This is a genomic window from Nonomuraea terrae, assembly GCF_044465245.1.
In the GTDB taxonomy this organism is placed as follows: domain Bacteria; phylum Actinomycetota; class Actinomycetes; order Streptosporangiales; family Streptosporangiaceae; genus Nonomuraea; species Nonomuraea terrae.
Window position 1 is genome coordinate 356751 of sequence record NZ_JBITLL010000006.1, and the last position, 26861, is coordinate 383611.

Here is a 26861-nt window from a genome sequence, read left to right on the forward strand (position 1 = left end):
TGAAAGGAGCACCACGATGGCAAAGCCGGCACTGCGCAAGCCCAAGAAGAAGGTTTGCCTGTTCTGCCACGACAAGATCTCCTACGTCGACTACAAGGACACGGCCCTGCTGCGGAAGTTCATCTCCGACCGCGGCAAGATCCGTGCTCGCCGGGTGACGGGCAACTGCACCCAGCACCAGCGCGACGTGGCGACCGCGATCAAGAACGCCCGTGAGGTGGCCCTGCTGCCCTACACGAGCACCGCGCGCTAAGGAGGCCTTGCGACATGAAGCTCATCCTCACCAACGAGGTCTCCGGCCTCGGCACCCCCGGCGACATCGTCGAGGTCAAGGACGGCTACGGCCGCAACTACCTCATCCCGCGCGGCTACGCCATGCGCTGGACGCGGGGCGCCGAGAAGCAGATCGAGACCATCCGTAAGGCACGCGACGCCCGCGAGATCCGCGACCTCGGCACCGCCAAGGAGGTCGCCGGCCAGCTCGGCGCGCTGCGCGTCCGCCTGACCACCCGCGCGGGTGAGTCCGGCCGGCTGTTCGGCTCGATCACCACGGGCGACATCGCCGAGGCCGTCAAGGCCGCCGGCGGTCCGCAGCTCGACCGCCGCCGCATCGAGATCGTCAACCCGATCAAGAGCGTCGGCTCCCACCGGGTCACCGTCAAGCTCCACCCCGAGGTGTCCGCCAACGTGGACGTCGAGGTCGTGGCCGGCTGACCTGAGTCGATCAAGGCTCCTCCCTGTCCGGGAGGAGCCTTTTCGTCTTTCCACCCTTTACGCCGTGCCCGGCCGGCCACCCCCCGTACTCCGGCCGATGACCTTCCAGGGAAACGCCCTCTGACCCTTCACCGGCTGACCGCCGCCACGCGAGCCCACGTGGACCGGCTCCGCGGTTCCCGCCGACCCCTCGCGGGTGTGCCTTCTTCTGCTCTGCTTCAAAAAGGGATCACGGCCCGAGACGCTCATTGTGCGGGGCAGAGTGGTTCACTTCTGCACCGCAGGTAAAGAGCGGGAAGGGCGGCGGCGTAGAATGCCGTTCGTTCTTTCGCGCGTTTCCCCCTGGAGGCAAGGCCATGGCCCGTCCCTCGATGCTGCTCGCGACCGGAGCCCTCGCCGTGGCGGTCGTGGGCTGCGCACCGGTCGACGACCCGGCCACCACCGCCGCGGCGGCCCCCACGTCGTCCACCGCGTGCACGAAGGACCAGCTCCAGCTGGTCAACGCGGGCAAGCTGACCATCGGCACCGACAAGCCCGCCTTCGAGCCGTGGTTCAAGGAGGACGACCCGAGCAACGGCCAGGGGTTCGAGAGCGCGGTCGCGTTCGCCGTGGCGGGTGAGCTCGGCTTCGACCGCACCGAGGTGCAGTGGAACACCGTGAAGTTCGACGCCGCGTTCGCGCCGGGGGACAAGCAGTTCGACTTCGACATCAACCAGGTGTCGATCACCCCTGACCGCGCGAAGGCGGTCGACTTCAGCAAGGGCTATTACACGGTCAAGCAGGCCATCGTCGCGGTCGAGGGCAGCGAGTTCGCCGGGGCGACGACGCTGGCCGCGCTGAAGGACGCCAAGATCGGCGTCCAGGTCGGCACGACCTCGCTCGACGCCGTCAAGAACGTCATCCAGCCCGCCGACGAGCCCAACGTCTACAACGAGCAGATCGACGCGGTCAACGCGCTGAAGAACGAGCAGGTGGACGCGCTGGTCGTCGACCTGCCGACGGCGTTCTACGTCACCGCCGCGCAGGTCGAAAACTCCAAGATCGTCGGCCAGTTCAGCTCGACGGGTGGCACGCCGGAGGAGTTCGGGCTCGTCATGGAGAAGGGCAGCCCGCTCAAGACCTGCGTCGACAAGGCCGTGGACGCGCTGAAGTCGAAGGGCGAGCTGGCCAAGATCGAGCAGGAATGGCTCGGCTCGGCCGCGGGCGCGCCCGAGCTGCAGTGACCCGCACATGAGCGAATGGGTCAAGTCGGAGCGGCAGGCCGAGCGCGAGCGCGTGCGCGGGGCGCACGCCCGGCGCTCGGCCTCGATCGCGACGATCTCGACGGTGGTCTTCATCGTCCTGGTCGTGTGGGTGGTCACGCAGTCGCCGGGCTGGCCGCGGGTGAAGGAGACGTTCTTCGACGGTGAGCAGCTCGTCGAGGCGCTGCCCGACGTGCTGAGCGGGTTCCTGCTCAACATCAAGATCTTCCTGATCGCCGAGCCGCTGATCCTCGTCGTCGGCCTGCTGGTGGCGCTGGCCAGGGGCATCACGACTCCGGCGTTCTTCCCGATCCGGGCCCTCGCCACGCTCTACACCGACGTCTTCCGCGGCGTGCCGACGATCCTGGTGATCTACCTGATCGGGTTCGGGCTGCCGGCGCTGCGGCTGCAGGGCATCCCGTCCGACCTGGCGACGCTGGGCATCATCGCCCTGACGCTCTCCTACGGCGCGTACGTGGCGGAGGTGTTCCGTTCCGGCATCGAGTCGATCCACCCGAGCCAGGTCGCGGCGGCGCGCTCGCTCGGCCTGAGCCACGTCAAGACGATGCGGTTCGTGGTGCTGCCGCAGGCCACCCGCAGGGTGGTGCCGCCGCTGCTGAACGACTTCGTCTCGCTGCAGAAGGACACCGCGCTGGTGGCCACCATCGGGCCGCTGGAGGCGCTGCGGCAGGCGCAGATCCACGCGGCCAGCACGTTCAACTACACGCCCTACCTCGTCGCGGCGCTGCTGTTCATCCTGCTCACCATCCCCATGGCCCGCTTCACCGACCATCTGGCCGCCCGTACGCGCAGGAGGCGTGGCGCATGAGCGTGCTGACCATGGAAGGCGTGTGGAAGAACTTCCACGGCCACAGCGTGCTGCGCGGCATCGACCTGGAGGTCGAGCCGCACGAGGTGGTGAGCCTGATCGGGGCCTCCGGCTCGGGGAAGTCCACGCTGCTGCGCTGCGTCAACCTGCTGGAGACGGTGGACGACGGGGCCATCTACCTCGACGGCGAGGAGATCACCGATCCCCGGGTGGACGTCGACGGGGTGCGCAGGCGGCTCGGCATCGTGTTCCAGGCGTTCAACCTGTTCCCGCACATGACCGTGCTCGACAACATCACGCTGGCGCCGCGCCAGGTGCACGGGGTGCCTAAGGCGCGGGCCGAGGAGGAGGCGCACGGGCTGCTGGCCAGGTTCGGGCTGGCGCAGAAGGCGAAGGCGTACCCCGACCAGCTCTCCGGCGGGCAGCAGCAGCGGGTGGCCATCATCAGGGCGCTGGCCACGCAGCCCCGGCTCATGCTGCTCGACGAGGTCACCTCGGCGCTCGACCCCGAGCTGGTGCTGGAGGTGCTGGGGATCATCAGGGAGCTCAAGGACTCGGGCATGACGATGATCCTCACCACCCACGAGATGGGGTTCTGCCGCGACATCTCCGACACGGTGTGCTTCCTCGACGGCGGCGTGCTGCTCGAGAAGGGACCGCCCGAGCAGATCTTCTCCGAGCCCGAGCATGCCAGGACCCGCGAGTTCCTGCGCAGCGTGCTGGAGTCGGGGCGGTTCTAGCGCCGGTGCCGGCCGCCGGCGGCGGGCTGCCGCTCGGGGGCGCGCGGGCGGGCGAGGATGCTGTTGCGGCGGCCGTACACGAGGTAGACGCCCAGGCCGAAGGCCATCCACAGGATGAACCACGCCCACGTCAGCACACGCAGGTTGACCATGAGCCAGAGCGTGGCGACCAGCGACGACGCGGGCAGCAGCGGCGAGAACGGCACCCGGAAGCCCCGCTCCAGGTGCGGCATGCGCCGCCGCATCACGATCACCCCGGCGGCCACGAAGGCGAACGCGAACAGTGTCCCGATCACCACCAGCTCCTGCATGGTGAGCACCGGCACGAACTCCGCCAGCCCGATCGCCACCAGCCCGATCACCAGCGTCACCCGCGTGGGCGTGTGGTAGCGGCGGCTCACCGACGCCAGCCCGCGCGGGATGAGCCCGTCGCGCGCCATCGAGAACAGCACCCGGGTCTGCCCGACGATCAGCACCAGGATCACCGTGGACAGCCCCAGCACCGCGCCCGCGTCGATGACGTGCACCATCCACCCGACGCCGACGGCACGGAACGCGCTGGCCAGCGGCGCCTCCACGGAGATCCGGGTGTACGAGACCATGCCGATCATGACCAGCGCCACCGCGATGTAGATGACCGTGGCGATGATCAGGCTGCGGATCATGCCCTTCGGCACGGCCCTCGGCGCGTTCGCGGTCTCCTCGGCGGAGGTGGCCACGATGTCGAACCCGATGTACGCGAACGCGATGGCCGAGGCCGCCGCGAAGATGCCGAACCAGCCGAACGCCTGGCCCTGCCCGACGAAGATCTCCAGCACGGTCGCCGGCGCGGTGTCCATCGCCTTCGGCGGCACGTAGAACTCGCCGAAGTTCGCCACGTCGATGTGCGGCAGGCCGACCACGATGACCGCGCCGATGGCCAGCAGCTTGGCCGACACCATGATCCACAGTGCCCGCAGCCCGACCCGCGCGCCGAGCGCCACGACGCCGGTGAGCAGCACCAGGATCACGAAGACGAGCGCGTCCTGGACGAGCTCCTTCTGTGCCACTTCGACGCCGAAGTTCTCGATCGCGCCGACCGCGATGGCGCCCCAGGCCCTGGCCACGACGGCGGCGGCGAACTGCAGCTCCAGGATCAGCGCCCAGCCGATGATCCACGCCCAGACCTCGCCGAAGATGACGTACGTGAAGGTGTAGGCGCTGCCGGAGGTCGGCATGGTGGACGACAGCTCGGCGTAGCACAGGCACGCCAGCAGGCACGCGATGCCGGCGATCATGAAGGAGAGGATGACGCCCGGCCCGGCGGTGGTGGCCGCCTGCTGACCGGCGATACTGAAGATGCCCGCGCCGATCATCACGCCGAGCCCGAGTATGATCAGGTCGGCCGGACGGTAGACCTCGGCCAGGCTGTGCCGGGCGCCGGTACGCAGCCCGGTCGCCTCGGTAGGCGGCAGTCGTCGCAGAATTGTGGACACGGAACACCCCGCTCAGGGAACTCGTTCACAATCTCCCACCACTGTTACAACAGCAAGCACAAGACGATTACATTGGGTCGCGTTCAGCGGCCCAATGCAGGCAGCGGCAAAGCCGCGCCTACATGGTGCGCGTTTCAGCGGGCCTCCGCAGGTCGCGGCAAGGCGCCACGCCTACAGTGGTGCGCGTTCAGCGGGCCACTGCAGGTCGCGGCAACGCCGCGCCTACATGGTGCGCGTTTCAGCGGACCGCCGCAGGTCGCGGCAAGGCGCCGCGCCTACAGTGGTGCGCGTTCAGCGGACCACTGCAGGTCGCGGCAAAGCCGCGCCTACAGTGGCCCACCCTCCGTACGGCGGCCCGCCGCAGTCAGGGTTCATCGACCCATAGTGGTCCAGCGGGTCTGCGCGTTCTATGCCCCGGTCACCAGCCACGCCGTTCCGGCGGCCCGGCGTACCAGCGTGATGAGGCGTGCCAGCATCCACACGCCGAGCGCGCACCAAAGGGCCACCACCCCGAACCCCGACGCCGCCAGCGCCGCCGGCAGGTACGCCACCGTCGTCCACACCCCCGCCCACGCCAGGTACCGCTGATCACCAGCACCGATCAGCACGCCGTCCAGCACGAACACCACTCCGCACACCGGCTGGAACAACGCCACCGGCCACAGCACGGCCAGCAGCAGCCCGGCGACGTGCGGATCGGCGTCGAACAACACCGGCAGCGCCGGCCGCGCGGCGATCACCAGCAGCCCGAGCACCGCCCCCGACCAGACGCCCCACTGCACCATCCGCTTGGTCGCGGCCCGGGTGGCGGCGACGTCCCCTGCCCCGAGTGAACGCCCGGTGATGGCCTGCCCGGCGATGGCGATGGCGTCCAGGGCGAAGGCGAGCAGTGTCCACACCTGGGTCGCGATGGCGTACGCGGCCAGCTCGGCCTCGCCCATCCGGGTGGCGATCACGGTGGCCACCACCAGCACGACCCGCAGGCACGCCGTACGGATGAGCAGCGCGAACCCGGCCGTGCCCGCCTGCCGGATCCCGCTCAGGTCGGGCGTGAGCGGCGTGCCGAGCCGCCGCGCGCCGCGTGCCACCACGACGAGGTAGACGGCCGCGCCGAGGGTCTGTGCCAGCACGGTTCCCCACGCGGACCCGGCGATCCCCCAGTCCAGCCCGAGCACGAACCACGCGTTCAGCACCGCGTTCAGCGCGAACGACCCCACGGCCACCACCAGCGGCGTCACCGTGTCCTGCAGCCCGCGCAGCACTCCGGTCCCGGCCAGCACGACCAGCATCCCGGGCGTGCCGAGCAGGCTGATCCGCAGGTACGTCACCGCCTGCTCGCTCTGTCCCGGGTTCGCGCCGAACAGCTCCACCACGGGCGGAGCCAGCGGCCAGAACACGGCGATGAGCGCGACGCCGATGCCGAGCGCGAGCCAGATGCCGTCCACACCGCTGCGCATGGCCCGGTCGTGGTTGCCGGCCCCGCTCTGCCGTGCCACGGAGGCCGTGGTGCCGTACGCGAGGAACACGCACAGGTTCACCAGTGTTGCCAGAACCGCCCCTGCGACGCCCAGCGCGCCGACCGCCGTGGTGCCGAGGCCGTGTCCCACGATGGCGTAGTCGGCCAGCAGGAAGAGCGGCTCGGCGACGAGCGCTCCGAACGCGGGCACGGCCAGGCGGAGGATCTCCCGGTCTCGGGCGGTAATAGGCATCGGTCCATTATGCCCATTACGCGGCGTGTCGCGGCAACTTTCTTTCCTCCACAGCCGGTGGACACTGTCTGACCAGGTCAGAGCGCATTCAGTGGATCTCTGTGAGACTTATCCCCAGCCTCCGTCCACAGGCATTTCACACCCTGGGGGCCGTCGTCCACAGTTCGTCCACAGCTTGACCACAGAGTTGTCCACAGGCCACGTTGCCGTCGGCCCGAGACTCCGCGAAACTGTCACACCGGTCGGCTACAAGTGGGGGTGGTGCGACCGCCTGCAAGTGTGTTCTAGGGGGCGCCGTGACCATTGACGAAGAAGAAGCCGGTGCAGGCCCAGGATTCGAGCGCACGCCGCCCCACAACATCGAGGCGGAGCAGTCGGTGCTGGGCGGCATGCTGCTGTCCAAGGACGCCATCGCCGACGTCATCGAGATCATCCGGGCCGACGACTTCTACCGTCCGGCCCACCAGATGGTCTACGACGTCGTCACCGACCTCTACGGCCGGGGCGAGCCCGCCGACGCCGTCACCGTCTTCGACGAGCTGCAGAAGCGCGGCGAGATGGCCCGGGTGGGCGGCGCCGCCTATCTCCACACCCTGACGGCCGTCGTCCCCACCGCCGCCAACGCCGGCTACTACGCCAAGATCGTCCGTGAGCAGGCCGTCCTGCGCCGCCTCATCGAGGCCGGCACCCGCATCGTCTCCTACGGCTACGGCGGCCAGAACGAAGAGGTCGACGACCTGGTCGACCGCGCCCAGGCCGAGATCTACAAGGTCACCGAGCGGCGCACGTCCGAGGACTACGCGCCGCTGGCCGACATCATGCCGGGAGCCCTCGACGAGCTCGAGGCCATCGGCAGCCGCGGCGGCCAGATGGTCGGCGTGCCGACCGGCTTCCAAGACCTCGACTCCCTCACCAACGGCCTCCACCCCGGCCAGATGATCGTCGTGGCAGCCCGGCCCGCCATCGGTAAAAGTACGCTAGGTCTGGATTTCGCCCGTTCTGCGGCGATCAAGCATGGGATGGCCACCGTCATCTTCTCGCTGGAGATGTCCCGCAACGAGATCACCATGCGTCTGCTGTCCGCCGAGGCGCGTGTCGCGCTCCATGCCATGCGCTCGGGCACGATGAGCGACGACGACTGGACACGGCTGGCCCGGCGGATGAGCGAGGTGGCGGAGGCGCCGCTGTTCATCGACGACTCGCCCAACATGTCGATGATGGAGATCAGGGCCAAGTGCCGGCGGCTCAAGCAGCGCAACGACCTGAGGTTCGTGGTGATCGACTATCTCCAGCTGATGAGCTCGCCGAAGAAGACCGAGAGCCGCCAGAACGAGGTCTCGGAGATCTCGCGTGCCATCAAGCTGCTGGCGAAGGAGCTCGAGGTGCCCGTCATCGCGATCTCCCAGCTCAACCGCGGTCCCGAGCAACGCACCGACAAGCGCCCACAAGTCAGCGACCTCCGCGAATCGGGCAGCATCGAGCAGGACGCCGACATGGTCATCCTGCTCCACCGCGAAGACGCCTACGAGCGCGAGTCGCCCCGGGCCGGCGAGGCCGACCTGATCGTGGCCAAGCACCGTAACGGCCCCACCGCCACGGTGACGGTCGCGTTCCAGGGCCACTACAGCCGCTTCGTCGACATGGCCCAGCACTGACGCGCTGCCGGGTCGAGTACGCGGGGCCGGCGAGCCGGCAACACTCGGCTCCTGGGTCGCGGCGCCCCCAACAGCCGCAGGAGAGGAATAGGCTCAGGCGGAAGTTCGGCGGCCACAGGAGTCTGGAGGGCATGTGAGCGACTCGTTCGTACACCTGCATGTTCATACCGAGTACAGCATGCTCGACGGGGCGGCCAAGATGAAACCGCTGGTCGCGGAGGCTGAGCGGCTCGGTATGCCGGCGATCGCGATGTCCGATCACGGCAACATGTTCGGGGCGTACGACTTCCAGTCGGTCGCCAAGAACAGCTCCGTCAAGCCGATCATCGGGATCGAGGCGTACGTGGCGCCCGGCTCCCGGTTCTTCAAGAAGCCTGTCTTCTGGGGTTCACGCGCGGAGACCGGCGTGGCCGACGTCGAAGGCGGCAAGGACGTCTCCGGCGGCGGCCGGTACACCCACATGACGATGTGGGCGAAGGACGCGACCGGGCTGAGGAACCTGTTCCGTCTGTCCTCACTGGCCAGCTTCGAGGGCTACTACGGAAAGCCCCGCATGGACCAGGAGCTGATCTCCCAGTACGCGGACGGGATCATCGCCACCACCGGCTGCCCTTCCGGTGTCGTGCAGACCCGGTTGCGGCTCGGCCAGTACGACGAGGCCGTCAAGGCCGCCGGCGAATACCAGGAGATCTTCGGCAAGGAGAACTACTTCCTGGAGCTGATGGACCACGGCATCGACATCGAGCGGGAAGTGCGCGCCGACCTGCTCAAGCTGGCCAAGCAGCTCAACATCCCGCTTCTGGTCACCAACGACTCCCACTACGTGACCGAGGACCAGGCCGACGCGCACGACAGCCTCCTGTGCGTCGGCGTCGGCAAGAACAAGGACGACCCGAATCGGTTCAAGTTCAACGGGTCCGGCTACTACCTCAAGACCGCGCAGGAGATGCGGGCGCTGTTCCCCGACATGCCGGAGGCGTGCGACAACACCCTGCTCGTCGCCGACATGATCGGCGACTACAGCGAGGTGTTCGCCGAAGTGAACCGGATGCCGGACTACCCCGACGTTCCCGAGGGCGAGACGCAGGAGTCATGGCTGCGCAAGGAGGTCGAACGCGGCCTGGTCATGCGGTACGGCGACCCGGTCCCCGCCGAGGTGACGGAGCGGTACGAGACCGAGATGAAGGTCATCGGCCCGATGGGGTTCTCCTCCTACTTCCTCGTGGTCGCCGACATCTGCCGGCACGCCCGGGAGAACGGCATCGCGGTCGGTCCCGGCCGAGGATCCGCCACCGGCTCCATCGTCGCCTACGCCACCCGCATCACCGAGCTTGACCCGCTGGAGCACGGTCTGCTGTTCGAGCGGTTCCTCAACCCCGAGCGCATCAACCCGCCGGACGTCGACCTCGACTTCGACGACCGCCAGCGCGACCGCATGGTGGCCTACGTCACCCAGAAGTACGGCAGCGCCATGACCGCCCAGGTCAACACGTTCGGCACGATCAAGGCCAAGGCCGCCGTCAAGGATGCCAGCCGGATCCTCGGTTATCCGTTCGCGGTAGGCGACAAGATCACCAAGGCGATGCCGCCGGACGTCATGGGCAAAGGCGTGCCCCTGGCGGAGCTGTTCAACGAGGACCACCCCCGCTACAACGAGGGCACCGAGATCCGCGCCCTGTACGAGTCCGACGTCGACGTGCGCAAGGTGATCGACACCGGCCGCGGCATCGAAGGGCTCATCCGCGGCACCGGCGTGCACGCGGCCGCGGTCATCCTGTCGTCGGACCCGCTGCTCGACCTCATCCCGATGCACATGCGGGACAAGGACAAGGTGATCATCACCGGGTTCGACTATCCGTCGTGCGAAGCGATGGGCCTGGTGAAGATGGACTTCCTGGGCCTGCGAAACCTCGGCATCATCGACCACGCCATCAAGATCATCAAGCAGAACCGGGGCGTCACCCTCGACACCCTGGAGCTGCCGCTCGATGACAACAAGACGTACGAGCTGCTCGCCCGCGGCGACACCCTCGGCGTGTTCCAGCTCGACGGCGGCCCCATGCGCCAGCTGCTGAAACTCATGGAGCCGACCCGGTTCGAGGACATCGCCGCCGTGCTCGCCCTCTACCGGCCGGGCCCGATGGCGGCCAACGCGCACACCAACTACGCGCACCGCAAGAACGGCCGCCAGGACATCGAACCCATCCACCCCGAGCTGAAGGAGGCGCTGGAGCCGATCCTCGGCCCCACCTTCCACCTGCTCGTCTACCAAGAGCAGATCATGGCCGTCGCCCGGGAACTGGCCGGCTACTCGCTCGGCGGCGCCGACCTGCTGCGCCGCGCCATGGGCAAGAAGAAGCCCGAGATCCTGGCCAAGGAGTTCGCCAACTTCCAAGCGGGCATGCGCGGCAACGGCTACAGCGACGAGTCCATCCAGGCGCTGTGGGACGTCATGCTGCCGTTCTCCGGATACGCGTTCAACAAGTCGCACACCGCCGGGTACGGTCTCGTCGCCTACTGGACCGCCTACCTCAAGGCCAACTACCCCGCCGAGTACATGGCCGCCCTGCTCACCAGCGTGGGCGACGACAAGGACAAGGCGGCCGTCTATCTGGCCGAGTGCCGCAAGATGGGCATCCAGGTGCTGCCGCCCGACGTCAACGACAGCCAGCTCGACTTCGTCGCGGTCGGCGACGACAAGGTCAGGTTCGGCATGGGCGCGGTCCGCAACGTCGGCGAGAACGTCGTCGACGGCATCGTCAAGGCCCGCACTGAGAAGGGCGCCTACCGCGACTTCAACGACTACCTCGACAAGGTGCCGCTCGTCGTCTGCAACAAACGCGTGATCGAGTCGCTGATCAAGGCCGGGGCGTTCGACTCGCTCGACCATCAGCGCAAGGCCCTGCTGATGATCCACGAGCAGGCGGTCGATTCGGTCATCGACATCAAGAAGAACGAAGCCCACGGCCAGGACTCGCTGTTCGGGGGCATCGACGACGACGGAGCCGGCGAAGCGTTCTCCGTCCAGATCCCGGACATGGAGTGGGACAAGAAGACGAAGCTCGACTTCGAGCGGGAGATGCTCGGCCTGTACGTGTCCGACCACCCGCTGGCCGGCACCGAACGGCTGCTCGCCCGTAACCGGGACACCACCATCGTCGACCTGCTCGACAGCGGCCGGGAGGACCGCGGCGACGTCCGCGTGTGCGGCCTGATCACGAAGGTGGACAAGCGCGTCAACAAGGCCGGCAACCTGTGGGCCATCGCCACGGTGGAGGACATGGACGGCGCCGTGGAGTGCCTGTTCTTCCCGAGGTCGTACGAGCTGTACTCGCTGGAGCTGCGCGAGGACGCCGTGGTGTCGGTCGCCGGGCAGATCAACAACCGCGACGGAGCCATCTCGATCTTCGCGACCGAGCTGACACCGATCGACGTGTCGGGAGTCAGCAGCGACTCCGGGCATCCGGTGACCCTGCAGCTGCGTGAGGAACGCATCAATCAGCAGCTGGTGGAAGAGCTGCGCAATGTGCTGAAGCAGCACGAAGGACCGGTGCCGGTGCTGGTGAACCTGCGCCGCGCGGCAGGGAAGACGGTCGTGTTGTCGCTGCCGGGATTCCGGGTCAATCCCGAACCGTCGTTCGCCGCCGACATCAAGCAGTTGTTCGGGCCGGAGGCGATCTCCCTTTGACCCAGCGGCGGATCGACATCGTCTCCCGCCAGGAGCCGCCGACGTGCCCCCGCTGCCGTCAGGAGGGGCTGCTGCTGGCGCGGGTGCCGTACGGCTGGACGAACGCCGGCGGCGCCGCGGTGGAAGGCAGGAACGAGGTCGTGTTGTGCGCCGCGTGCGACACGAACGCCCCGCACGCGGCCCCGCTCATCGCGTGGTTCCACGTGCGGGGCACCGTCGAGCCCGACTACAGCGAAGAGTTCCTCCGCCTGCTGGCGGGGTGGGCCGAACAGGTTTCTGTTCCGCCGCTCGACCGGCAGCGGCTCGAGACCGAGATCGAGCAGTGGCGGCGCGGACGTACGGTAGCCCGCCGTACATGAGAAGGGGCTCCCCGGCGAGTGGACCCTGCATGTGACAGAACAGACAGCCAACACGGGATGAGGGCTGATCGTTTCGGTGCTCTAGCGAGGGACTGAAGCGAAAGGGAAACAACGCCATGACCATCCTCGTCGCCTACGACGGCTCGGCCGACTCGCGGGCCGCCATCGAGTTCGCGGCCAAACACCTCGCGGCCGAGCCCGCGGTCGTCATCACGGTGTGGGAGCCGCTGCTCGTGCAACTCAAGAAGTATCCGCTGGCGGCGGGCTCGATCGACCCCGCCACCGAGGACGAGGCGCACGCCGAGGCCGAGCGGCACGCCAAGGAGGGCGCCGACCTGGCGCTCGCCTCGGGGCTCAGGGACGTCACCTATCGTGCGGTGGCCGACAACGAGTCGATCTGGAAGACGATCGTGGACGTGGCCGACGAGATCGACGCCTCGGTGATCGTGACCGGTTCGCGCGGCCTGGCCGGCGTCAGGTCGGTGCTGCTGGGCAGTGTCTCCAACCACGTGCTGCACCACGCGCACCGGCCGATGCTCATCGTGCCGCCGGCGAAGGCGTGACGCGGCAGTCCTGAGGCGGGCACAGCCGGGTGTCGATGCGCCGCGCACCCGGCCCCTCCTCGCCCAGCCGGTCGTGCGGGTTGGCGACCGGGCACAGGTCGAGCGACAGGCAGCCGCAGCCGATGCAGTCGGTGAGGTCGTCGCGCAGCCGCTGGAGCTGCTCGATGCGGTCGTCGAGCTCGCCACGCCAGGCCGCCGACAGCCGGGCCCAGTCGGCGCGGGTGGGGGTGCGCCCGTCGGGCAGCTCGGCCAGGGCGTCCTTGATGACCTTCAGCGGGATGCCGATGCGCTGGGCGAGCCTGATGAAGGCGACCCTGCGCAGGCTGTCACGGCTGTAGCGGCGCTGGTTGCCGGCCGTGCGCCGGCTGCTGATCAGACCCTTGGACTCATAGAAGTGCAGGGCGGAGACGGCCACGCCGCTGCGCTCGGCGAGCTGGCCGACCGTGAGTTCCTTGGTGTTCCACGCGACCTTCGACATACCTGAACATTACTTAAGAGTTCGCTCGACGAGCGTCTCCAGGACGACGATGGTCTGCGTCCCGGTCACGCCGTCCACCTCGAAGACCCGGCGCAGGAGGTCCTGCAGCTCGCCGGTGCCCGACGTGCGGACCTTCAGCAGCAGTGACGCCGGCCCCGCGATGACGTGGGCCTCCTCGACCTCCGGGATCGCCGCCAGCGCGGCCCTGCTGCCGCCCATCCACGCGCCGCCGTCGACCAGCACGTACGCCGTCACCGTACGCCCGAGCGCCGCCTGGTCCACCTCGACCGTGGTGCGCCGGATCACCCCGCGTTCGCGCAGTTTCCGTACCCGCTCGTGCGCCGCCCCGCCGGACAGCCCCACGGCCTCGCCCAGCGCCGCGTACGACCGGGTCGCGTCCTCTTGCAGCAGGCCGATCAGCATCCTGTCGATATTGTCCACAGCCGAATAGTATCTGGCAGTTTTGCCAAGACACCGAACGGCGTATGGTTTGGCGTATGGAAACGATCGCCACCGAGTTCGAGGTGCTGGACGAGCGGTTCGCCGGAGTCGGCGGAGACGACCGGATGGAGGTGCTGCACAGAGGCGCCCGCTGGGCGGAGGGGCCGGTCTACTTCCCCGCCGGCCGGTTCCTGGTCTGGAGCGACATCCCCAGCGACCGGCTGCTGCGCTGGGACGAGATGACCGGCGCGGTGGGCCCGTTCCGCAGCCCGGCCGGTTACACCAACGGCAACACGCTCGACCGCGAGGGCCGCCTCGTCTCCTGCGAGCACGGCGGCCGCCGCGTCACCCGCACCGAGCACGACGGCTCGATCACCGTGATCGCCGACCGCTGGCAGGGCAGGCGGTTCAACAGCCCCAACGACGTGGTGGTCCGCTCCGACGGCTCGATCTGGTTCACCGACCCGCCGTACGGCATCCTCAGCGACTACGAGGGGCACGCCGCCGACCAGGAGATCGACGGCTGCCACGTCTACCGGGCCGACCCGGTGACGGGCGAGGTGCGCATGGTGGCCGGCGACTTCGACCGGCCCAACGGCCTGGCCTTCTCGCTGGACGAGCGGCGCCTCTACATCGCCGACACCCCCGGCAAGCACGTGCGGGTGTTCGACGTGGCCGACGACGGCACCCTGTCGGGAGGCAAGGTCTTCGCCGAGGCCGAGGACGGCTTCGACGGCCTGCGCCTCGACAACACCGGCCGCGTCTGGGCCTCGGCCGGCAAATCCGTGCTCTGCTTCGACCCCGACGGCACCATGATCGGCCGGCTCCGCTTCCCTGAACCCACGTCCAACCTGGTTTTCGGCGGCCTCAAGCGCAACCGGATGTTCATCACGGCGTGCACCGGGCTCTACTCCCTGATGACGAACGTCACCGGCGCCCGCCCGATCTGGGCACGTCGCTGAGAAAGGCGCACCTGTCCGGACGGGCGCTCATGGCCGACCTGGTGGTATGCGCTCGTCCTGGCCACCCTGGCGGTGACGGCGACCGCCGCCACTCCGGCGTGATGATGATCCGGGCTGGAGCCGCAGCCGGCGCTCGACCGGCTGGACTCGCTGATCGAGCGGGTGCACGCAGCGGGGGTGGGGGTGAGATCGCCGACGTGGCGCAACCGCTCGGCCCGCGGCCGCCAAGGAGTGGAGTCGCCCGCCCATCGTGTGGTGCAGGAGGCGCTGACCAACACCATGGAATGCGCGGTGTGAGCGTCTCGCCGGTACGAAGCGGGTTCGGAATGAACCTCACCGCAGATGGCAGCCGAGGCGGCCAACGGCACGACGAGGCTGCCGGCCTCGACCGCAGGCGCCGAGACGTGGCCCGCGCCAGGTCGGGCACATCCCGTGCCTGACCTGCGAACATCTTCGGCGGGTCGTGAGCGGTTCCAGGGTCACTGACCCTAATGTGATCATGCACGCCAAGGCAGCCGTGTAGTTGAAAGTCTCGAAGGCGCCCACGCGGTGCAGGCGGTCATCCCCTCTGGCCGAATCTCTTTCATTCGGTGGATATTCGGTAGGAGGACACTTGTCCGCGCCGTATGCAGACTTCATACCGCTACTCGTGCTGGCCGTCGTGGCGGCGGCCTTCTTCGCCCGCCGGTCCCGCAACCGGTCCTGGCCACTCAAGGTGCTGCTGGTCACCGGTGCGGGGCTGTGGATGGCTCTGGCCGGAGGGTCGATGTGGCTGATGAGCCACGCGATCGCCGAGAGGCTGCCCAGCGCTCAGGTACCGACAAGACACCCGTGCGTCGGGCAGAAGCCCAGGACCTTCGATGTCTCCTTGATCAACGTGCCGCTGTTCGTCAACCGTTTCGGTGACGTGGTGCCCGAAGGGCGCATGTACGTCCTCGACAAGAACATCGCGGAGGTGCGCGCCACCTATGCGCAGGCCGCCGACCCGCGAAGAGGGTCGCTGGAAGACCTGATCGAGCCGCTGACCCTGCGCGCCAACCAGGGCGACTGCATCAAGGTGCACTTCACCAACCGGCTCAACGAACCGGCGCCGCCATTGAACGAGGAGATCCGCAACAACGCGATCTTCACGCTGCCGGGCGAGACCCTGCGGCCCCCGGGTACGGTGACCCCTGAACCGCGGGAGTTCGCGCCCGCCCTGAGCGTTCCGGAGATCGACTTCGATCCCCGGAAGGCCCCGAACGCCTCCATGCACTTCGACGGCCTCGACTACAACGTCAAGCGCTCGGACGGCACCGTGGTCGGCAACAACCCGGACTCCACCGCCCGGCCCGGCCAGACCGTCACCTACAGTCTGCACGCCAACACGCAGGGGGAGTTCCAGTTCAAGGACGGAGCGGACTTCACCTCCCAGCAGACCAGGCCGATCGATCGCAACGGCGACGTGCGCTTCATCGGCTCGCACGCGTTCGGCGCGTTCGGCGCATTCGTCATCGAGGAGCCCGGGGCAACCTGGGTGGACTCCCACACCGGCGAGCCGCTGGAGTCCGGGACGCGGGCTGTCATCAAGCGGCCGGACGGCGTGGACTTCCGGGAGCACGTGCTGTTCATGCATGACGAGGTGGAGGCGGAGCCGGGCATCCTCACCCGGCTCTGCCGCGCCAAGGACGATGTGGAACCGTCCAGCTCGGAGTGCGTGCGACCCACGAGAGCCCAGCTCAGGCTGCTGACCAGAGGCACGCTGCCCGGTCTCGGCGGTGGCGACGCCGACGCCCTGGTACAGGGCGAGATCCCGGTCAAGCTCGAGTGGTTCGCCTTCAACTACCGCGCCGAGCCCGGGTACAACCGCGAGGAGGTGGGGTGCCCGGAAGCGAGGCGCACCGCCCAGGGCTTCGACGCGGAGCGCTGCATCGGTGAGGAGACGTCGCTTTCCTCGTGGCCGTTCGGCGACCCGGGCGGCGGAGACCTGGTGTTCGAGAACTACCGCGCCGAGCCGACCCAGATCCGGCTGCTGCATCCCGCCGAGTTCGAGACCCATACCTTCCACTGGCACGTCAACCGCTGGTTGTTCGACCCGGCAGACGAGGGCGGTATCGACGAGATCAGCCGGCGCGACTTCCATACGAGGAAGACCAACATCCTCGACGTGCAGGCGGTCTCCCCGGGGAGCCACTACGGCCTGGTGATCCAGGGCGGCGCGGGGGCGGAGCGTGAGGACAAGCGGGCGACCTTCGGCGACGTCATCTTCCACTGCCACCTCTATCCGCACTTCGCCACCGGCATGTGGGGTCTCAACCGCACGCTGGACAAGCTGTCGGACGGAACACGGAGGAACCCTGACGGCACACCCGTGCCGCCACTGTTGCCGCTGCCGGACTTCGACTATCAGCTGGACGTTCCCGGCATTCAGCCGCCGCCCGCGCCCACGCTGGAAACCCCGGGCTTCCCGGACTTCGTCCCGGGGGCGTTCGGCTTCAAGGCGCCGAAGCCGCCGCTCGGAGTCGCCGAGCGGTCGCTGGGCGGCGTCTTCCCGCCGACCCCTCTGGAGGAGGCGGCGGTCGACCCGGACGGGCTGGTGCCGGGGGCCTTCTTCCAGGATCCGTGTCCCGTGGGCCGTCCCGTCAAGACGTTCAAGGTCGCGGCCATCCAGATCGAGCAGCAGTACAACCCGGAGTTGGAATGGACCAACCCGCAGGCGCGGGTCTACGTGCTGCAGTCCGACAAACAGGCGGTGCTGAACGGCAAGAAACCGGAGCCCTTCGCGCCCATCCTCAACGTCGGTGACTGCGTGGTCTACAAATTGACCAACGAGTTGCCCAGGAAGTTCGGTGGTACGGTCTTCGACCGCTTGCAGGTGACCAATGAGGTCAGCATCCACCAGCACATGGTGCATTTCGACGTGTTGACGTCCGACGGAGCCGCCAACGGCTGGAACTACGACCAGGGCGCCGACACAGGCGAGACGATCATCTACCGCGCTTACGTGCAAGAGGACGTGAAGACGAACTCGCTGCACGATCACTTCTTCCCGAACATCCATCAGAAGAACGGGCTCTTCGGCGGCTCGACCATCCACCCGGCCGGGTGCGTGCCGGCACTGCCGCACTCCAGAACGAGGCCGGTCATCGGCACCGTCTTCGACCTGCACTGCGAGCCGACGGTCGACGTCAACAACCAGCTCACGGACGGTGTCGACTACCGCAACTTCTCCCTCTTCATCGAGGACCACGTGCCGTTGTTCCAGCCGAACGACCCCAGGACGCGTGACGACGACAAGTTCGAGACCCCGTTCGGGGTGCCGATCTTCCCGGCCAAGTTCCCGTCGAGCAACGACGACCAGGGCGGCATGGGGGTCAACTACCGGTTGGAGCCGTTCGAGGCCCGCAGGGACAGGGACCCGGCGACCCTGTTCGACTCGGCGGTTCACGGGGATCCGTTCACCCCGCTGCTCAGGGCGTTCCAGGGTGATCCGGTGAAGTTCCGGCTCTTCCAGCTCTCTCAAGAGGAGTCGCACGGATTCAATCTCGACCAGTTCCGGTGGAGGTTCGAGCCTCAAGATCCTGAGTCGAACGTCGTCGGAGCACAGCACATCGGCATGCTCGAATACTTCGACGTGGCTCCCCCAGCGGAAGAACCACCACCGACACCGGACATGCGGGTGCTCGACTACCAGTACAACTACGCCGGTGCGGATGACTGGTTCCTCGGGGACTGGGGACTGTTCCGCATCTTCTCGTGCTCCAATCCGAACTCCGGGAGGGCGCCGATCCGCGAGCTGCCGGACTTCCCGCGGGACGACTGCACGGGTGAGGACGGCGAGCGCGACGACCGGCTGACCGAGTTGGTGTCGGCTCGGCACCAAGGTCGGCCGACACATTGCCGGACCGGCCAGAACCGGACCTTCGACATCATCGCCATGAACAACGACATCACGTACAACAGGTCCGGCGATCATGACCCGAACGGCCTGATGTACGCGCTGGCGGCCGACGAGCAGGCGCTGCGTGAGGGCAGGAAACAGCCCGAGCCACTGGTGATCAGGGCGAACGCGGGCGACTGTGTGACGGTCAACTTCACCAACAAACTCGATCCGCGGAAGATGAAACCGCACTGCCACGAGGCGCTGGAACCGGGGCAGCTCGGCTTCAAGGAGGACGAGGTGCGCTTCCCGCAGTGCCTCCAGCGACCGCCCCGGGACGAGGAGAACGTGCCGGGCTTCAAGCCCTTCCCGGTGAGCGCCAAGGCGTCGATCAGCCCGCAACTCGTCCAGGCGCTGCCACCCAAGGCGGTGGCACCCGGGCGCAGCATCCAGTACCACTGGATGCTGCCCAGGGACACGATCGGGATGGCGCTGCTGCGGGATCACGCCGACGTACAGAACCATCTGCACCACGGCCTGTACGGGGCGCTGATCATCGAGGAGCCCGGCTCCGAGTTCCTGAACCCGAAGACCGGCCAGCCGCTGAGCAGCGGCACCAGCGCGGTGGTCACCCACCCGACGAAGCCGGACTTCCGGGAGAACATCGTCCTGATGAACAGCGACCTGGCGCTGTTCCGCAAGGACACGAACAACAACCCGATGGACGACAAGCCCGTGCCGGACAACTTCGACCTGGTGCTTGAGCCCAGCCGGGAGGCCGACGATCCGGAGGATCAGGGGGAATTCTCCATCAACTACACAAACGAACCCTGGTCGCACCGGTTCGCCGTGGACCAGAACATCACCAACATCTTCAGCTCCGCCGTGCACGGTGACCCGGCCACGCCGTTGTTCGAGGCGTACGCCGGCGACAGGACGGTCTTCCGGGTGGGACAGGCCGTGGGCGACCCGCGCTCCACGAGCTTCGCCCTGCACGCGCACACCTGGCGCCGGTCGCCCGCCGACCCGCAGTCGCAGATCGCGGCGACCCAGGGGCAGTTCAACCCGGGCAGTGTCTACAACATCGTTCCGGGTGTGGTCTACGACATCGTCGCCGACCCGACGAGCACCGGCGGGGCCGGCGGGTACCGCCACGTGCCGGGCGACTATCTCTACCGCTCCAGCACGCTGCCCCGTCATCTCAACAGTGGACAGTGGGGGCTGTTCCGGGTGCACGCCGCGCTCCGGCCGGACCTGATCCCGCTGCCCGACGGTCGGATGCGGGACGAGGACCGCGAGCCCGTCGAGTCGCGACTGCCGTACGCGCGCGATGAGGACCACGAGCCGGCCGAGTCCGACCTGCCGTACGCGCGGGATGAGGACCACGAACCGGCCGAGTCGGAGCTGCCGTACGCGTGGTTCGGCGCGACGGGTCAGGGTAACTGGCGGCGGTCGCGATGAGACTGATGAGCAAGCTCAGGCTGCCCGACCACGACCAGCCGCCCGGTAAGCCGGCGCCGGCCCGCAGGCCGGTCCGGGGCGGACGGCGCCCGTCGCGGAAATCCGCGGGGCTGACGCCGTTCCGCCATGGCCTGCTGCTCGGCGGCTGCGTCGGGATGACGTTCGCCTTGGCCATCGGGGTGATCGGGTTCCTCGTCACCCGGCCGACGGCGCCGTCGGCGCCGGTCGCCGGTCCGGCGGCCGGTGCCCAACCGGTGGCGGCTCAGGGAGCGGCCGGGGCGCAGTCGGCGGCGGCGATCGATGTGACCGCCACGCACCTCGGTGACCTGCAGGTAGGGATCAAGGCCCAGGTGAGTGCGCCTCGCACCTACGACCCGATCACCAGGGCGGAGGTCGTCGCCTGGACGGACATGGTCGCCATGCCGATGGCCCATCGGCAGGGGCCCATCGTCATGGCCGAGGTGCCCGGGCAACCCGGCACCTACCAGGCGGTCACGAAGGTGGCGATGGTCGGGGAGTACAACATCACCGTCGAGACGCGCCGGCCGATGGCGTCCAAGGCCGACAAACGGTTGGAGGTGCGGGCAGTAGGTAAGGGCTGAGGCCTGCACCTACTGAAGGCGCCGTGGCCGGGCCGGCCACGGCGCCTTTCTGTTCCGAGGGGCGGGGGTACCGGCGCCGTGGCGGAAGCGGCCGGGTGTCACGCCCGGCCGGCCCGGGCGCGGGTGGTCAGCGCAAGGTGACGGCGGTGACGCTCCAGGGGGCGCTGCGCTCGCGGCGTTGCAGCACGACGAACGCGGTCATGGTGAGTGGCCGGCCACGCCAGCCGTCGGCGCCGATGGGGGTGACGGCGAGCTGCCACTGGCGGTAGGCGTGGGTCGCGGTGTCGGGTGGACGCGTGTCACGGCCTGCGGTCAGGGCCGGCCGCGTGTGCGCGCGGTGGGCGGCCCACGTGGTCCAGGCGGCATCGGTGCCGACCCGCGGGCCGGTCCGCAGGTCCGCCAGGTAGGCCGGGCTCAGCCAGCCGGCGGCGCGCAGGACGGCATCGCGCTGATCGCGGTCGGTGGTGGTGTCGATGCTCCACATGGTGGTCAGGACGGCGGTGCTGACGGCGTCCGCGTCGCGCTGGTCGATCGTGTCGGGATCTGGGGTGGCCAGGACCGGGGCAGCGGTGGTGGCCGTGGCCGAGGACTGCAGGGTCGGCGTCTCCCGTACGGGGACGGGGACGGGCGCGGTCGTTGCGGGCCCGGTGGGGACGCATCCGGCGAGCGCGGCAACGACGACGGCTGTGACGGCCGATCGGACGGCCGATCGCACGGCCGGTGGGGTGGTGGGTGGGACGGGACTTCGGGGCTGCGGGCTCATGCGTACCTCCGGATGGTCCAGGTGGCGGAGGTGAAGGCGCTCAAGGGGGCGATGCGGACGACGTCGCCGGGGCGGGGCGCATGGATGACCTGACCGCGGCCCATGTAGATGACGATGTGGCTGATGCCGCGGCCGTCGCGGTGGTCGATGCCGATGACGTCGCCGGGCAGCAACTGGTCGCGGGGGACCGGGGTGCCGTACTTGGTCGCCTGGGCGGCGGCCAGGTGGGGGAGCTGGACGCGACCACCCGAGGCGGCCCAGACGGCATGGAGCACGAGGCCGCTGCAGTCGAAGCCGATGATGCCGGTGGCCCGGCCGATGCCGCGGGTGGGACCTCCTGGGCCGCCGCCGCCCCAGGCGTAGGGGGTGCCCAGCCAGCGCTGGGCAGTGGCTACCACGGCGGCGCCGAAGCGGGTGGCGCTGATCGCCGTGATCGACGTGTCCGTGTAGTGCGCGACGCGGGCGAGGACGCGGCGGACGTACTCCTGGGTCTCCGGATATTGCGGGATGCCCTTGTGGTGCAGGACCGCGGCGGGGCCGGCGTTGTAGGCAGCGAGCATGTTGGAGGTCAGGTCCCCTGGCAGCCGCGCGATGGTGCGGACGAGGGCGCAGTCGTACCGCGCCATGGCCATGATCGCGTCCTCGGGGTCGTCGGGGCTGGTGATGCCGTCCCCGTCGGCGTCCCGGCCGTAGCTCGCCCAGGTGGCGGGCATGAACTGGGCCATGCCCTGCGCGCCCACGCTGGATCGGGCCATGGGACGCCAGCGGCTCTCCGCCTCCACCTGGGCGGCGATGAGCGGCGGGGTGACCTGCGGGCACAGCCGGCCGGCCCGGCTGACCCACGCCTGGTAGGCGGCGGGGACGCTGCCAGGACGCAGCGAGGCCGCCGAGCCCGGGCCCGGCGGGCCACCGCTCAGAAGGAGCACCAAGCCGATCAAGAGAGCCAGGAATGCGGCCGTCGCCACGATGGCCAGTTTTCCACCATTATTCATGACGAATGCGCCCCGATACCCCTCTTCTCGCTGCGATTTCAATGGTGTCAACGCCGGGAATCATCGATGCTCATTCGCCGCTTCCGGTCATTGTCGACGCCGCATCGAGAAAGGTGTCGCTAGTGGCTGAGCGTGATCCCGCACAGTAAGGTTTTACCTGGTCAACGGCCCGTGCGGCCGATTATTCGGTTAGTCGGCCGCTGTGGGCGCCCAGTTTTGGGAGAAATAGGGCGGGCTTAGTCATTTTCTATACGAGCATGGACCCTGGGACATGGTCATGGGGCCGGCGACTTGCACCAGATCATCGCATCTGATCACACCGGAGGACCTTCATGACGCATGTGCTGTCTGATCTGCTTCTGCTCGCCAGCGTCCCGGACCCTGGCGTGGGAACGCCGCCACCCGGATCGGAGAAACTGTTGACGGCGCTGGGCTGGGCGGCGTGGATCGTGACCGGAGTGTGCGTGGCCGGGGTGATGGGCGTGGCCGCCCGGATGGCTTTGGTCCACCACCGCGGCGAGGGCGGCCGGCACGCGGCGGGGCTGGCGTGGGTGATGGCCGCCTGCGTGCTCCTCGGTTCGGCCTCCAGCCTGGTGGGCGCCCTGCTGTCATGACCTCGACCAGCCGACGATCCTCCGAGCCGCCCGATCTCCTCACCCCGGCGCCGTCAAGCGATCCGTCATCTCCGCACGATCCGGTGGCCTCGCGCGGCGCGGCGTTCTGGGCGGCCGCCGTTTTCGTGGCCCTACTGGCGGTCCTGGCCGTGATCGTGCTCATGCTGTCCGACCGCGACTCCACCGCCGACAGGCCGCTGCCGCCGGCTCCGTCCGGCTCGACCGGGCCGGTATCGGCTTCGGCGGCCGCGCCGCCGTCCATGCCCTCCATGCCCTCCATGCCCTCCATGCCCTCCATGGCGTCCACGCCGTCCACCACGGGGCCGGGCGAGTGTCCGGCCACCCCAAAGGCGGCCTCCCAGGCGCTGCCGGCGCAGCCGCCCGACGACGTCGCGTGGACGGTGTTCCACGGGGTCGCCGAACCCGCCTCACGCGAGCACGGCCCGCACCGCAAGGAGGCCGACGTGAACCGGTGCTACTCCCGTACGCCGACCGGCGCGCTGATCGCCTCCTGGCAGATCGCCACGAGATTCGTCCTGGCCGATGACTGGCGGCGCGTCGTCAAGTTGCAGGTGATGCCCGGCCCCGGCCGGGACGCCTACGCCGCTCAGCGAGGCCGGGTGCGTACCGACACCGGCCGGGCCGTCGGCGGCTACGGGCAACTGGCCGCCTTCGCGATCGCCTCGTACACCCCTGAGGTGGCCACCGTCCAACTGGTCTCCCGTTTCGCGGCCACGGGGCAACTGCAGGTCAACACCGTCACCGTGGTGTGGAGCGGCGACGACTGGCGGTTGCAGTTGCAGCCCGACGGGTCGATCAGCCCGAGTCTGCAGGCGGTGACCTCGCTGGCGGGGTTCGTGCCCTGGGGAGGGGTGTGATCGCCATGTGGTCCGTGCCAGTGCTCGCCCCGGCCCCGGGTCCGTCGGCCGCGCCGCAGGACACAGGCGTGTGCGACCTGCCCGGAGCCGACGCGGTGTGCGCGGGGCTCGGCGGCGCCGGCGAGGGCGTCGCCGGCGGCGGCGTGATCAACGAGCTCGCCGCGGCGCTGCAGGAGGCCCAGGTCAAGGTCCTGAGCATGATGGCCGACTTCTCCGCGACCACCGCCCCGGCACCGCCCCTGTCCGACAGCGTCGGTCCGGTGGCTTGGCTGCAGGAGCGTACGCACTGGTACGTAGCCCTGCTGGCGGTGTTGGGGCTGATCATCGCCGCGGGCCGGCTCGCCCTGCGGCGGCGGGCCGAGCCCGCGATGCAGGCCACGGCGGGCCTGCTGACCCTGACGGTGGTCACCGGCTGCGGGACGGCGGTGATGTCGTTGCTGGTCGAGGCCGGGGACGCCTATTCCGGTTGGATGATCGGCCAGGCGCTCTCCGGCGCCGATTTCGCCGGCGCGATCACCCGGCTGGCGAGTTTCCAGAGCCTGACACTGCCCCCAGGCCTGATGATCATCCTGGCGTTCGTCTCGATCATCTCCTGCGTCCTGCAGATCATGCTGATGCTGGCGCGCGTCGCCCTGCTCGGGCTGCTGGTCGGGATGTTGCCGACAGCGGCCGCCCTGAGCGGCACCCAGGCGGGGCGCGTCTGGCTGACCCGCATCGCGGTCTGGGCCCTCGCCTTCGCCCTGTACAAGCCGGCCGCCGCGACGGTCTACAGCTATGCCTTCCTGGCGATGGGGACTCCGACCTCCGAGCTGGCGCAGATGTCCGGCCTGCTGATGATCATCCTGGCGGTCGTGGCGCTGCCGGCCCTGATGCGGCTGCTGTCCCCGGCGATCAGCGCGGTCGGCTCCGGCGGTGGCGGCTCCGGCGCCGCCATGGCCGTCTCGGGCGTCGCCACCGGAGCTCGGGTCCTGCCCGCGCTCGGCAGGAACCACTCCGCCACCTCCGGCGTGGACCCGGGCAGAGGCGGCCGCCCCGCCGGGCCGTGCGGTGCACGTGCCACCGGACCCGCGACGGACTCCCTGGGCAACACCCCGAACGCCGCCGGTTCGAAGGACGCCGCCGCGGAAGCGGACAGCAGCGCCACGGCCACGAAGGCGGCCGGGCGTGTGGCGGCCGCGACCACCAGGACCGGCACGGTCCGCCGCGCCGCCGACGGCTCCCAGCCACCCCCACGAGAAGGAGGACCGGATGGCGACCACTGACTCCGAGCGTACCTACGGCAACTGGCGCCGCCCCGCCAGCCCGGGGATCGGCGAGCTGGGCCTGATGGGCACCTTGCTGCTCCTCGGGGGCCTGGTCGCCTGCCTGCTCACCATGATGGTCTCGCTGTGGGCCGCGTTGGTCCTCGCGGCGGCCATCGCCTTCGTACTGGCGCCGATGCTGCTGGTGCGCGATCGGCACGGCCGTACCGGCCTGCAGATCGCGATCGCCCGCCTGTCCTGGCTGCGCGGCCGCAGCCGCGGTCGGCACCTGTACCGGTCCGGCCCGCTCGGCCTCACTCACGCCGGCGCCTTTCAACTGCCCGGCCTGGCCGCCCGCTCGCACGTCGTGGACGCCACCGACTCCCGCGGCCGCGACTTCGGCCTGATCGTCCTGCCGACGACCGGCCATTACACCGCGGTGTTCGAGGCGTCCGTGGACGGGGCCGCGCTGGTCGACGGCGACCAGGTCGACACCTGGGTGGCGCACTGGGGCCAGTGGCTGGCAGGCCTCGCCTACGAGCCGTCCCTCGTGGCGGCCACCGTCACGATCGAGACCGCGCCCGACCTCGGCACCCGGCTCCAGCGCGAGGTCGCCGACAACCTTTCACCCGACGCCCCGGCACTGGCGGCGGCCGTCCTGAACGACGTCGTACGCACCTACCCCGCCGGATCCGCGCAGGTCTTCACCCGGATAGCCGTCACCTATGCCGCGAACCCGCGCGGCGGCGGCCGGCTCCGCACCACCGAGGCCATGACCCGCGAGATCGCCACCCGCCTGCCCGGCCTGACCGCCGGACTCAGCATGGCTGGCGCCGGCGCCTCCCGGCCCATGACCAGCGCCGAGATCGCCGAGGCCATCCGTATCGCCTACGACCCCGAGAGCCACCGACTGCTGGACGCGGCCCGCTCCGGCGGTGAGCCGCTTGCCCAGCCCTGGGACCAGATCGGCCCGGCCGCCGCCCAGGAGGCCTGGGACCACTACCGGCACGACTCCGGGGTCTCCGTCACCTGGGGGATGAGCGAAGCCCCCCGGGGAGAGGTCCTCTCGCCGGTGCTCACCGACCTGCTCATACCGCACCGTGACATCACCCGCAAGCGGGTCTCCCTGCTGTACCGGCCCTACGACCCGGGCAGCGCCGCCCGCCTGGTCGAGCGTGACCGCAAGGACGCCCGCTTCCGCCTCGGCGGTGCCAACGCCGCCGCCCGCGACACCGTGGCGGTGGCCGCCGCCGACCAGAGCGCCCGCGAGGAGGCCAAGGGGGCGGGCCTGGTGCGCTTCGCCATGCTCGTCACCGCCACCGTCCCGCGGCCTGAGGACCTGCCCGCGGCCGTCGCCGCGATCGACACACTCGCCCCATCGGCGCGGGTACGGCTGCGCCGTATGTACGGCGCCCAAGCCGCCAGCTTCGCCGCCGCGCTGCCCCTCGGCCTGGTCCTGCCCGACCACCTGCGGATCCCCACATTCGTCCGGGAGGCGATGTGACCTCGCCCGGCACGGAGGCCAAGGACTCCAGCGCCATCCCGGGCGGCCCGGCGTTTCCCAGCGCGGAAGAGACCCCAGTGGACAGGACGATCA

At 69.3% G+C, this 26861-nt stretch carries 22 protein-coding genes; 16 read left to right on the forward strand and 6 right to left on the reverse strand.

The window, feature by feature from the left end; genetic code table 11:
• Window positions 1-16: 16 nt before the first annotated feature.
• The 5 genes from rpsR (at window position 17) to ACIBP6_RS31025 (ending at window position 3524) form a co-directional block, all read left to right on the forward strand.
• Window positions 17-253, forward strand: a complete 237-nt coding sequence (gene rpsR, locus ACIBP6_RS31005; RefSeq protein WP_020543048.1) for a 30S ribosomal protein S18 — start codon at window positions 17-19, stop codon at window positions 251-253.
• Window positions 254-267: 14 nt separating this feature from the next.
• Window positions 268-714, forward strand: coding sequence for a 50S ribosomal protein L9 (gene rplI, locus ACIBP6_RS31010; RefSeq protein WP_397057396.1), 447 nt, complete (start codon window positions 268-270; stop codon window positions 712-714).
• A 356-nt stretch (window positions 715-1070) separates the two neighbouring features.
• The gene (locus tag ACIBP6_RS31015) at window positions 1071-1937 is read left to right on the forward strand and encodes an ABC transporter substrate-binding protein (RefSeq protein WP_132621158.1); all 867 of its coding nucleotides are present in this window, start codon (window positions 1071-1073) and stop codon (window positions 1935-1937) included.
• A gap of 7 nt (window positions 1938-1944) precedes the next feature.
• Window positions 1945-2784 (forward strand): amino acid ABC transporter permease, encoded by an 840-nt coding sequence (locus ACIBP6_RS31020; protein WP_397057397.1) that lies wholly within the window; start codon window positions 1945-1947, stop codon window positions 2782-2784.
• Window positions 2781-3524 (forward strand): amino acid ABC transporter ATP-binding protein, encoded by a 744-nt coding sequence (locus ACIBP6_RS31025; RefSeq protein WP_397057398.1) that lies wholly within the window; start codon window positions 2781-2783, stop codon window positions 3522-3524. The genes ACIBP6_RS31020 and ACIBP6_RS31025 overlap by 4 nt, the downstream gene beginning before the upstream one ends.
• On the opposite strand, the gene ACIBP6_RS31030 is transcribed toward ACIBP6_RS31025, so the two are convergent.
• Together ACIBP6_RS31030 and ACIBP6_RS31035 are read right to left on the reverse strand one after the other, a co-directional pair.
• Window positions 3521-4999 (reverse strand): APC family permease, encoded by a 1479-nt coding sequence (locus ACIBP6_RS31030; RefSeq protein WP_397057399.1) that lies wholly within the window; start codon window positions 4997-4999, stop codon window positions 3521-3523. The two genes, ACIBP6_RS31025 and ACIBP6_RS31030, sit on opposite strands and share 4 nt — an antisense overlap.
• A gap of 407 nt (window positions 5000-5406) precedes the next feature.
• Window positions 5407-6708, reverse strand: coding sequence for an MATE family efflux transporter (locus tag ACIBP6_RS31035; RefSeq protein WP_397057400.1), 1302 nt, complete (start codon window positions 6706-6708; stop codon window positions 5407-5409).
• Window positions 6709-7010: 302 nt separating this feature from the next.
• Here ACIBP6_RS31035 and dnaB point away from each other — a divergent pair, with 302 nt between their 5' ends.
• From dnaB to ACIBP6_RS31055, 4 genes are all read left to right on the forward strand, one after another.
• Window positions 7011-8363: a replicative DNA helicase gene (gene dnaB / locus ACIBP6_RS31040; RefSeq protein WP_397057938.1), complete on the forward strand. Its 1353-nt coding sequence runs from the start codon at window positions 7011-7013 to the stop codon at window positions 8361-8363.
• Window positions 8364-8496: 133 nt separating this feature from the next.
• Window positions 8497-12051, forward strand: a complete 3555-nt coding sequence (dnaE, locus tag ACIBP6_RS31045; protein WP_397057401.1) for a DNA polymerase III subunit alpha — start codon at window positions 8497-8499, stop codon at window positions 12049-12051.
• Window positions 12048-12410: a DUF6300 family protein gene (locus ACIBP6_RS31050; protein WP_397057402.1), complete on the forward strand. Its 363-nt coding sequence runs from the start codon at window positions 12048-12050 to the stop codon at window positions 12408-12410. The genes dnaE and ACIBP6_RS31050 overlap by 4 nt, the downstream gene beginning before the upstream one ends.
• 116 nt (window positions 12411-12526) lie before the next feature.
• Window positions 12527-12973, forward strand: coding sequence for a universal stress protein (locus ACIBP6_RS31055; RefSeq protein ID WP_397057403.1), 447 nt, complete (start codon window positions 12527-12529; stop codon window positions 12971-12973).
• On the opposite strand, the gene soxR is transcribed toward ACIBP6_RS31055, so the two are convergent.
• Both soxR and ACIBP6_RS31065 read right to left on the reverse strand, forming a co-directional pair.
• Window positions 12948-13451: a redox-sensitive transcriptional activator SoxR gene (gene soxR, locus ACIBP6_RS31060; protein WP_132608481.1), complete on the reverse strand. Its 504-nt coding sequence runs from the start codon at window positions 13449-13451 to the stop codon at window positions 12948-12950. The two genes, ACIBP6_RS31055 and soxR, sit on opposite strands and share 26 nt — an antisense overlap.
• A gap of 9 nt (window positions 13452-13460) precedes the next feature.
• The gene (locus ACIBP6_RS31065; RefSeq protein ID WP_397057404.1) at window positions 13461-13892 is read right to left on the reverse strand and encodes an Lrp/AsnC family transcriptional regulator; all 432 of its coding nucleotides are present in this window, start codon (window positions 13890-13892) and stop codon (window positions 13461-13463) included.
• A 56-nt stretch (window positions 13893-13948) separates the two neighbouring features.
• On the opposite strand from ACIBP6_RS31065, the gene ACIBP6_RS31070 reads away from it, so the two are divergent.
• The 3 genes from ACIBP6_RS31070 (at window position 13949) to ACIBP6_RS31080 (ending at window position 20776) form a co-directional block, all read left to right on the forward strand.
• Window positions 13949-14854: an SMP-30/gluconolactonase/LRE family protein gene (locus ACIBP6_RS31070; RefSeq protein ID WP_397057405.1), complete on the forward strand. Its 906-nt coding sequence runs from the start codon at window positions 13949-13951 to the stop codon at window positions 14852-14854.
• Window positions 14855-15467: 613 nt separating this feature from the next.
• Window positions 15468-20174: a hypothetical protein gene (locus ACIBP6_RS31075; protein WP_397057406.1), complete on the forward strand. Its 4707-nt coding sequence runs from the start codon at window positions 15468-15470 to the stop codon at window positions 20172-20174.
• Window positions 20175-20179: 5 nt separating this feature from the next.
• The gene (locus ACIBP6_RS31080; protein ID WP_397057407.1) at window positions 20180-20776 is read left to right on the forward strand and encodes a hypothetical protein; all 597 of its coding nucleotides are present in this window, start codon (window positions 20180-20182) and stop codon (window positions 20774-20776) included.
• Between the two features lie 127 nt (window positions 20777-20903).
• Here the strand turns inward: ACIBP6_RS31080 and ACIBP6_RS31085 are convergent, their stop codons facing one another.
• The gene (locus ACIBP6_RS31085; RefSeq protein WP_397057408.1) at window positions 20904-21491 is read right to left on the reverse strand and encodes a hypothetical protein; all 588 of its coding nucleotides are present in this window, start codon (window positions 21489-21491) and stop codon (window positions 20904-20906) included.
• 44 nt (window positions 21492-21535) lie between these two features.
• Window positions 21536-22465, reverse strand: coding sequence for a C40 family peptidase (locus tag ACIBP6_RS31090; protein ID WP_397057939.1), 930 nt, complete (start codon window positions 22463-22465; stop codon window positions 21536-21538).
• A 398-nt stretch (window positions 22466-22863) separates the two neighbouring features.
• Between ACIBP6_RS31090 and ACIBP6_RS31095 the strand changes: the two genes are divergently transcribed.
• From ACIBP6_RS31095 to ACIBP6_RS31110, 4 genes are all read left to right on the forward strand, one after another.
• Window positions 22864-23145 (forward strand): hypothetical protein, encoded by a 282-nt coding sequence (locus ACIBP6_RS31095; RefSeq protein WP_397057409.1) that lies wholly within the window; start codon window positions 22864-22866, stop codon window positions 23143-23145.
• 83 nt (window positions 23146-23228) lie between these two features.
• The gene (locus tag ACIBP6_RS31100) at window positions 23229-24023 is read left to right on the forward strand and encodes a hypothetical protein (protein WP_397057410.1); all 795 of its coding nucleotides are present in this window, start codon (window positions 23229-23231) and stop codon (window positions 24021-24023) included.
• 5 nt (window positions 24024-24028) lie between these two features.
• Window positions 24029-25285, forward strand: coding sequence for a hypothetical protein (locus tag ACIBP6_RS31105; protein WP_397057411.1), 1257 nt, complete (start codon window positions 24029-24031; stop codon window positions 25283-25285).
• Complete coding sequence (locus ACIBP6_RS31110) at window positions 25272-26768, forward strand: SCO6880 family protein (protein ID WP_397057412.1); 1497 nt, start codon at window positions 25272-25274, stop codon at window positions 26766-26768. Before ACIBP6_RS31105 ends, ACIBP6_RS31110 begins: the two co-directional genes overlap by 14 nt.
• The last annotated feature ends 93 nt before the right edge of the window (window positions 26769-26861 follow it).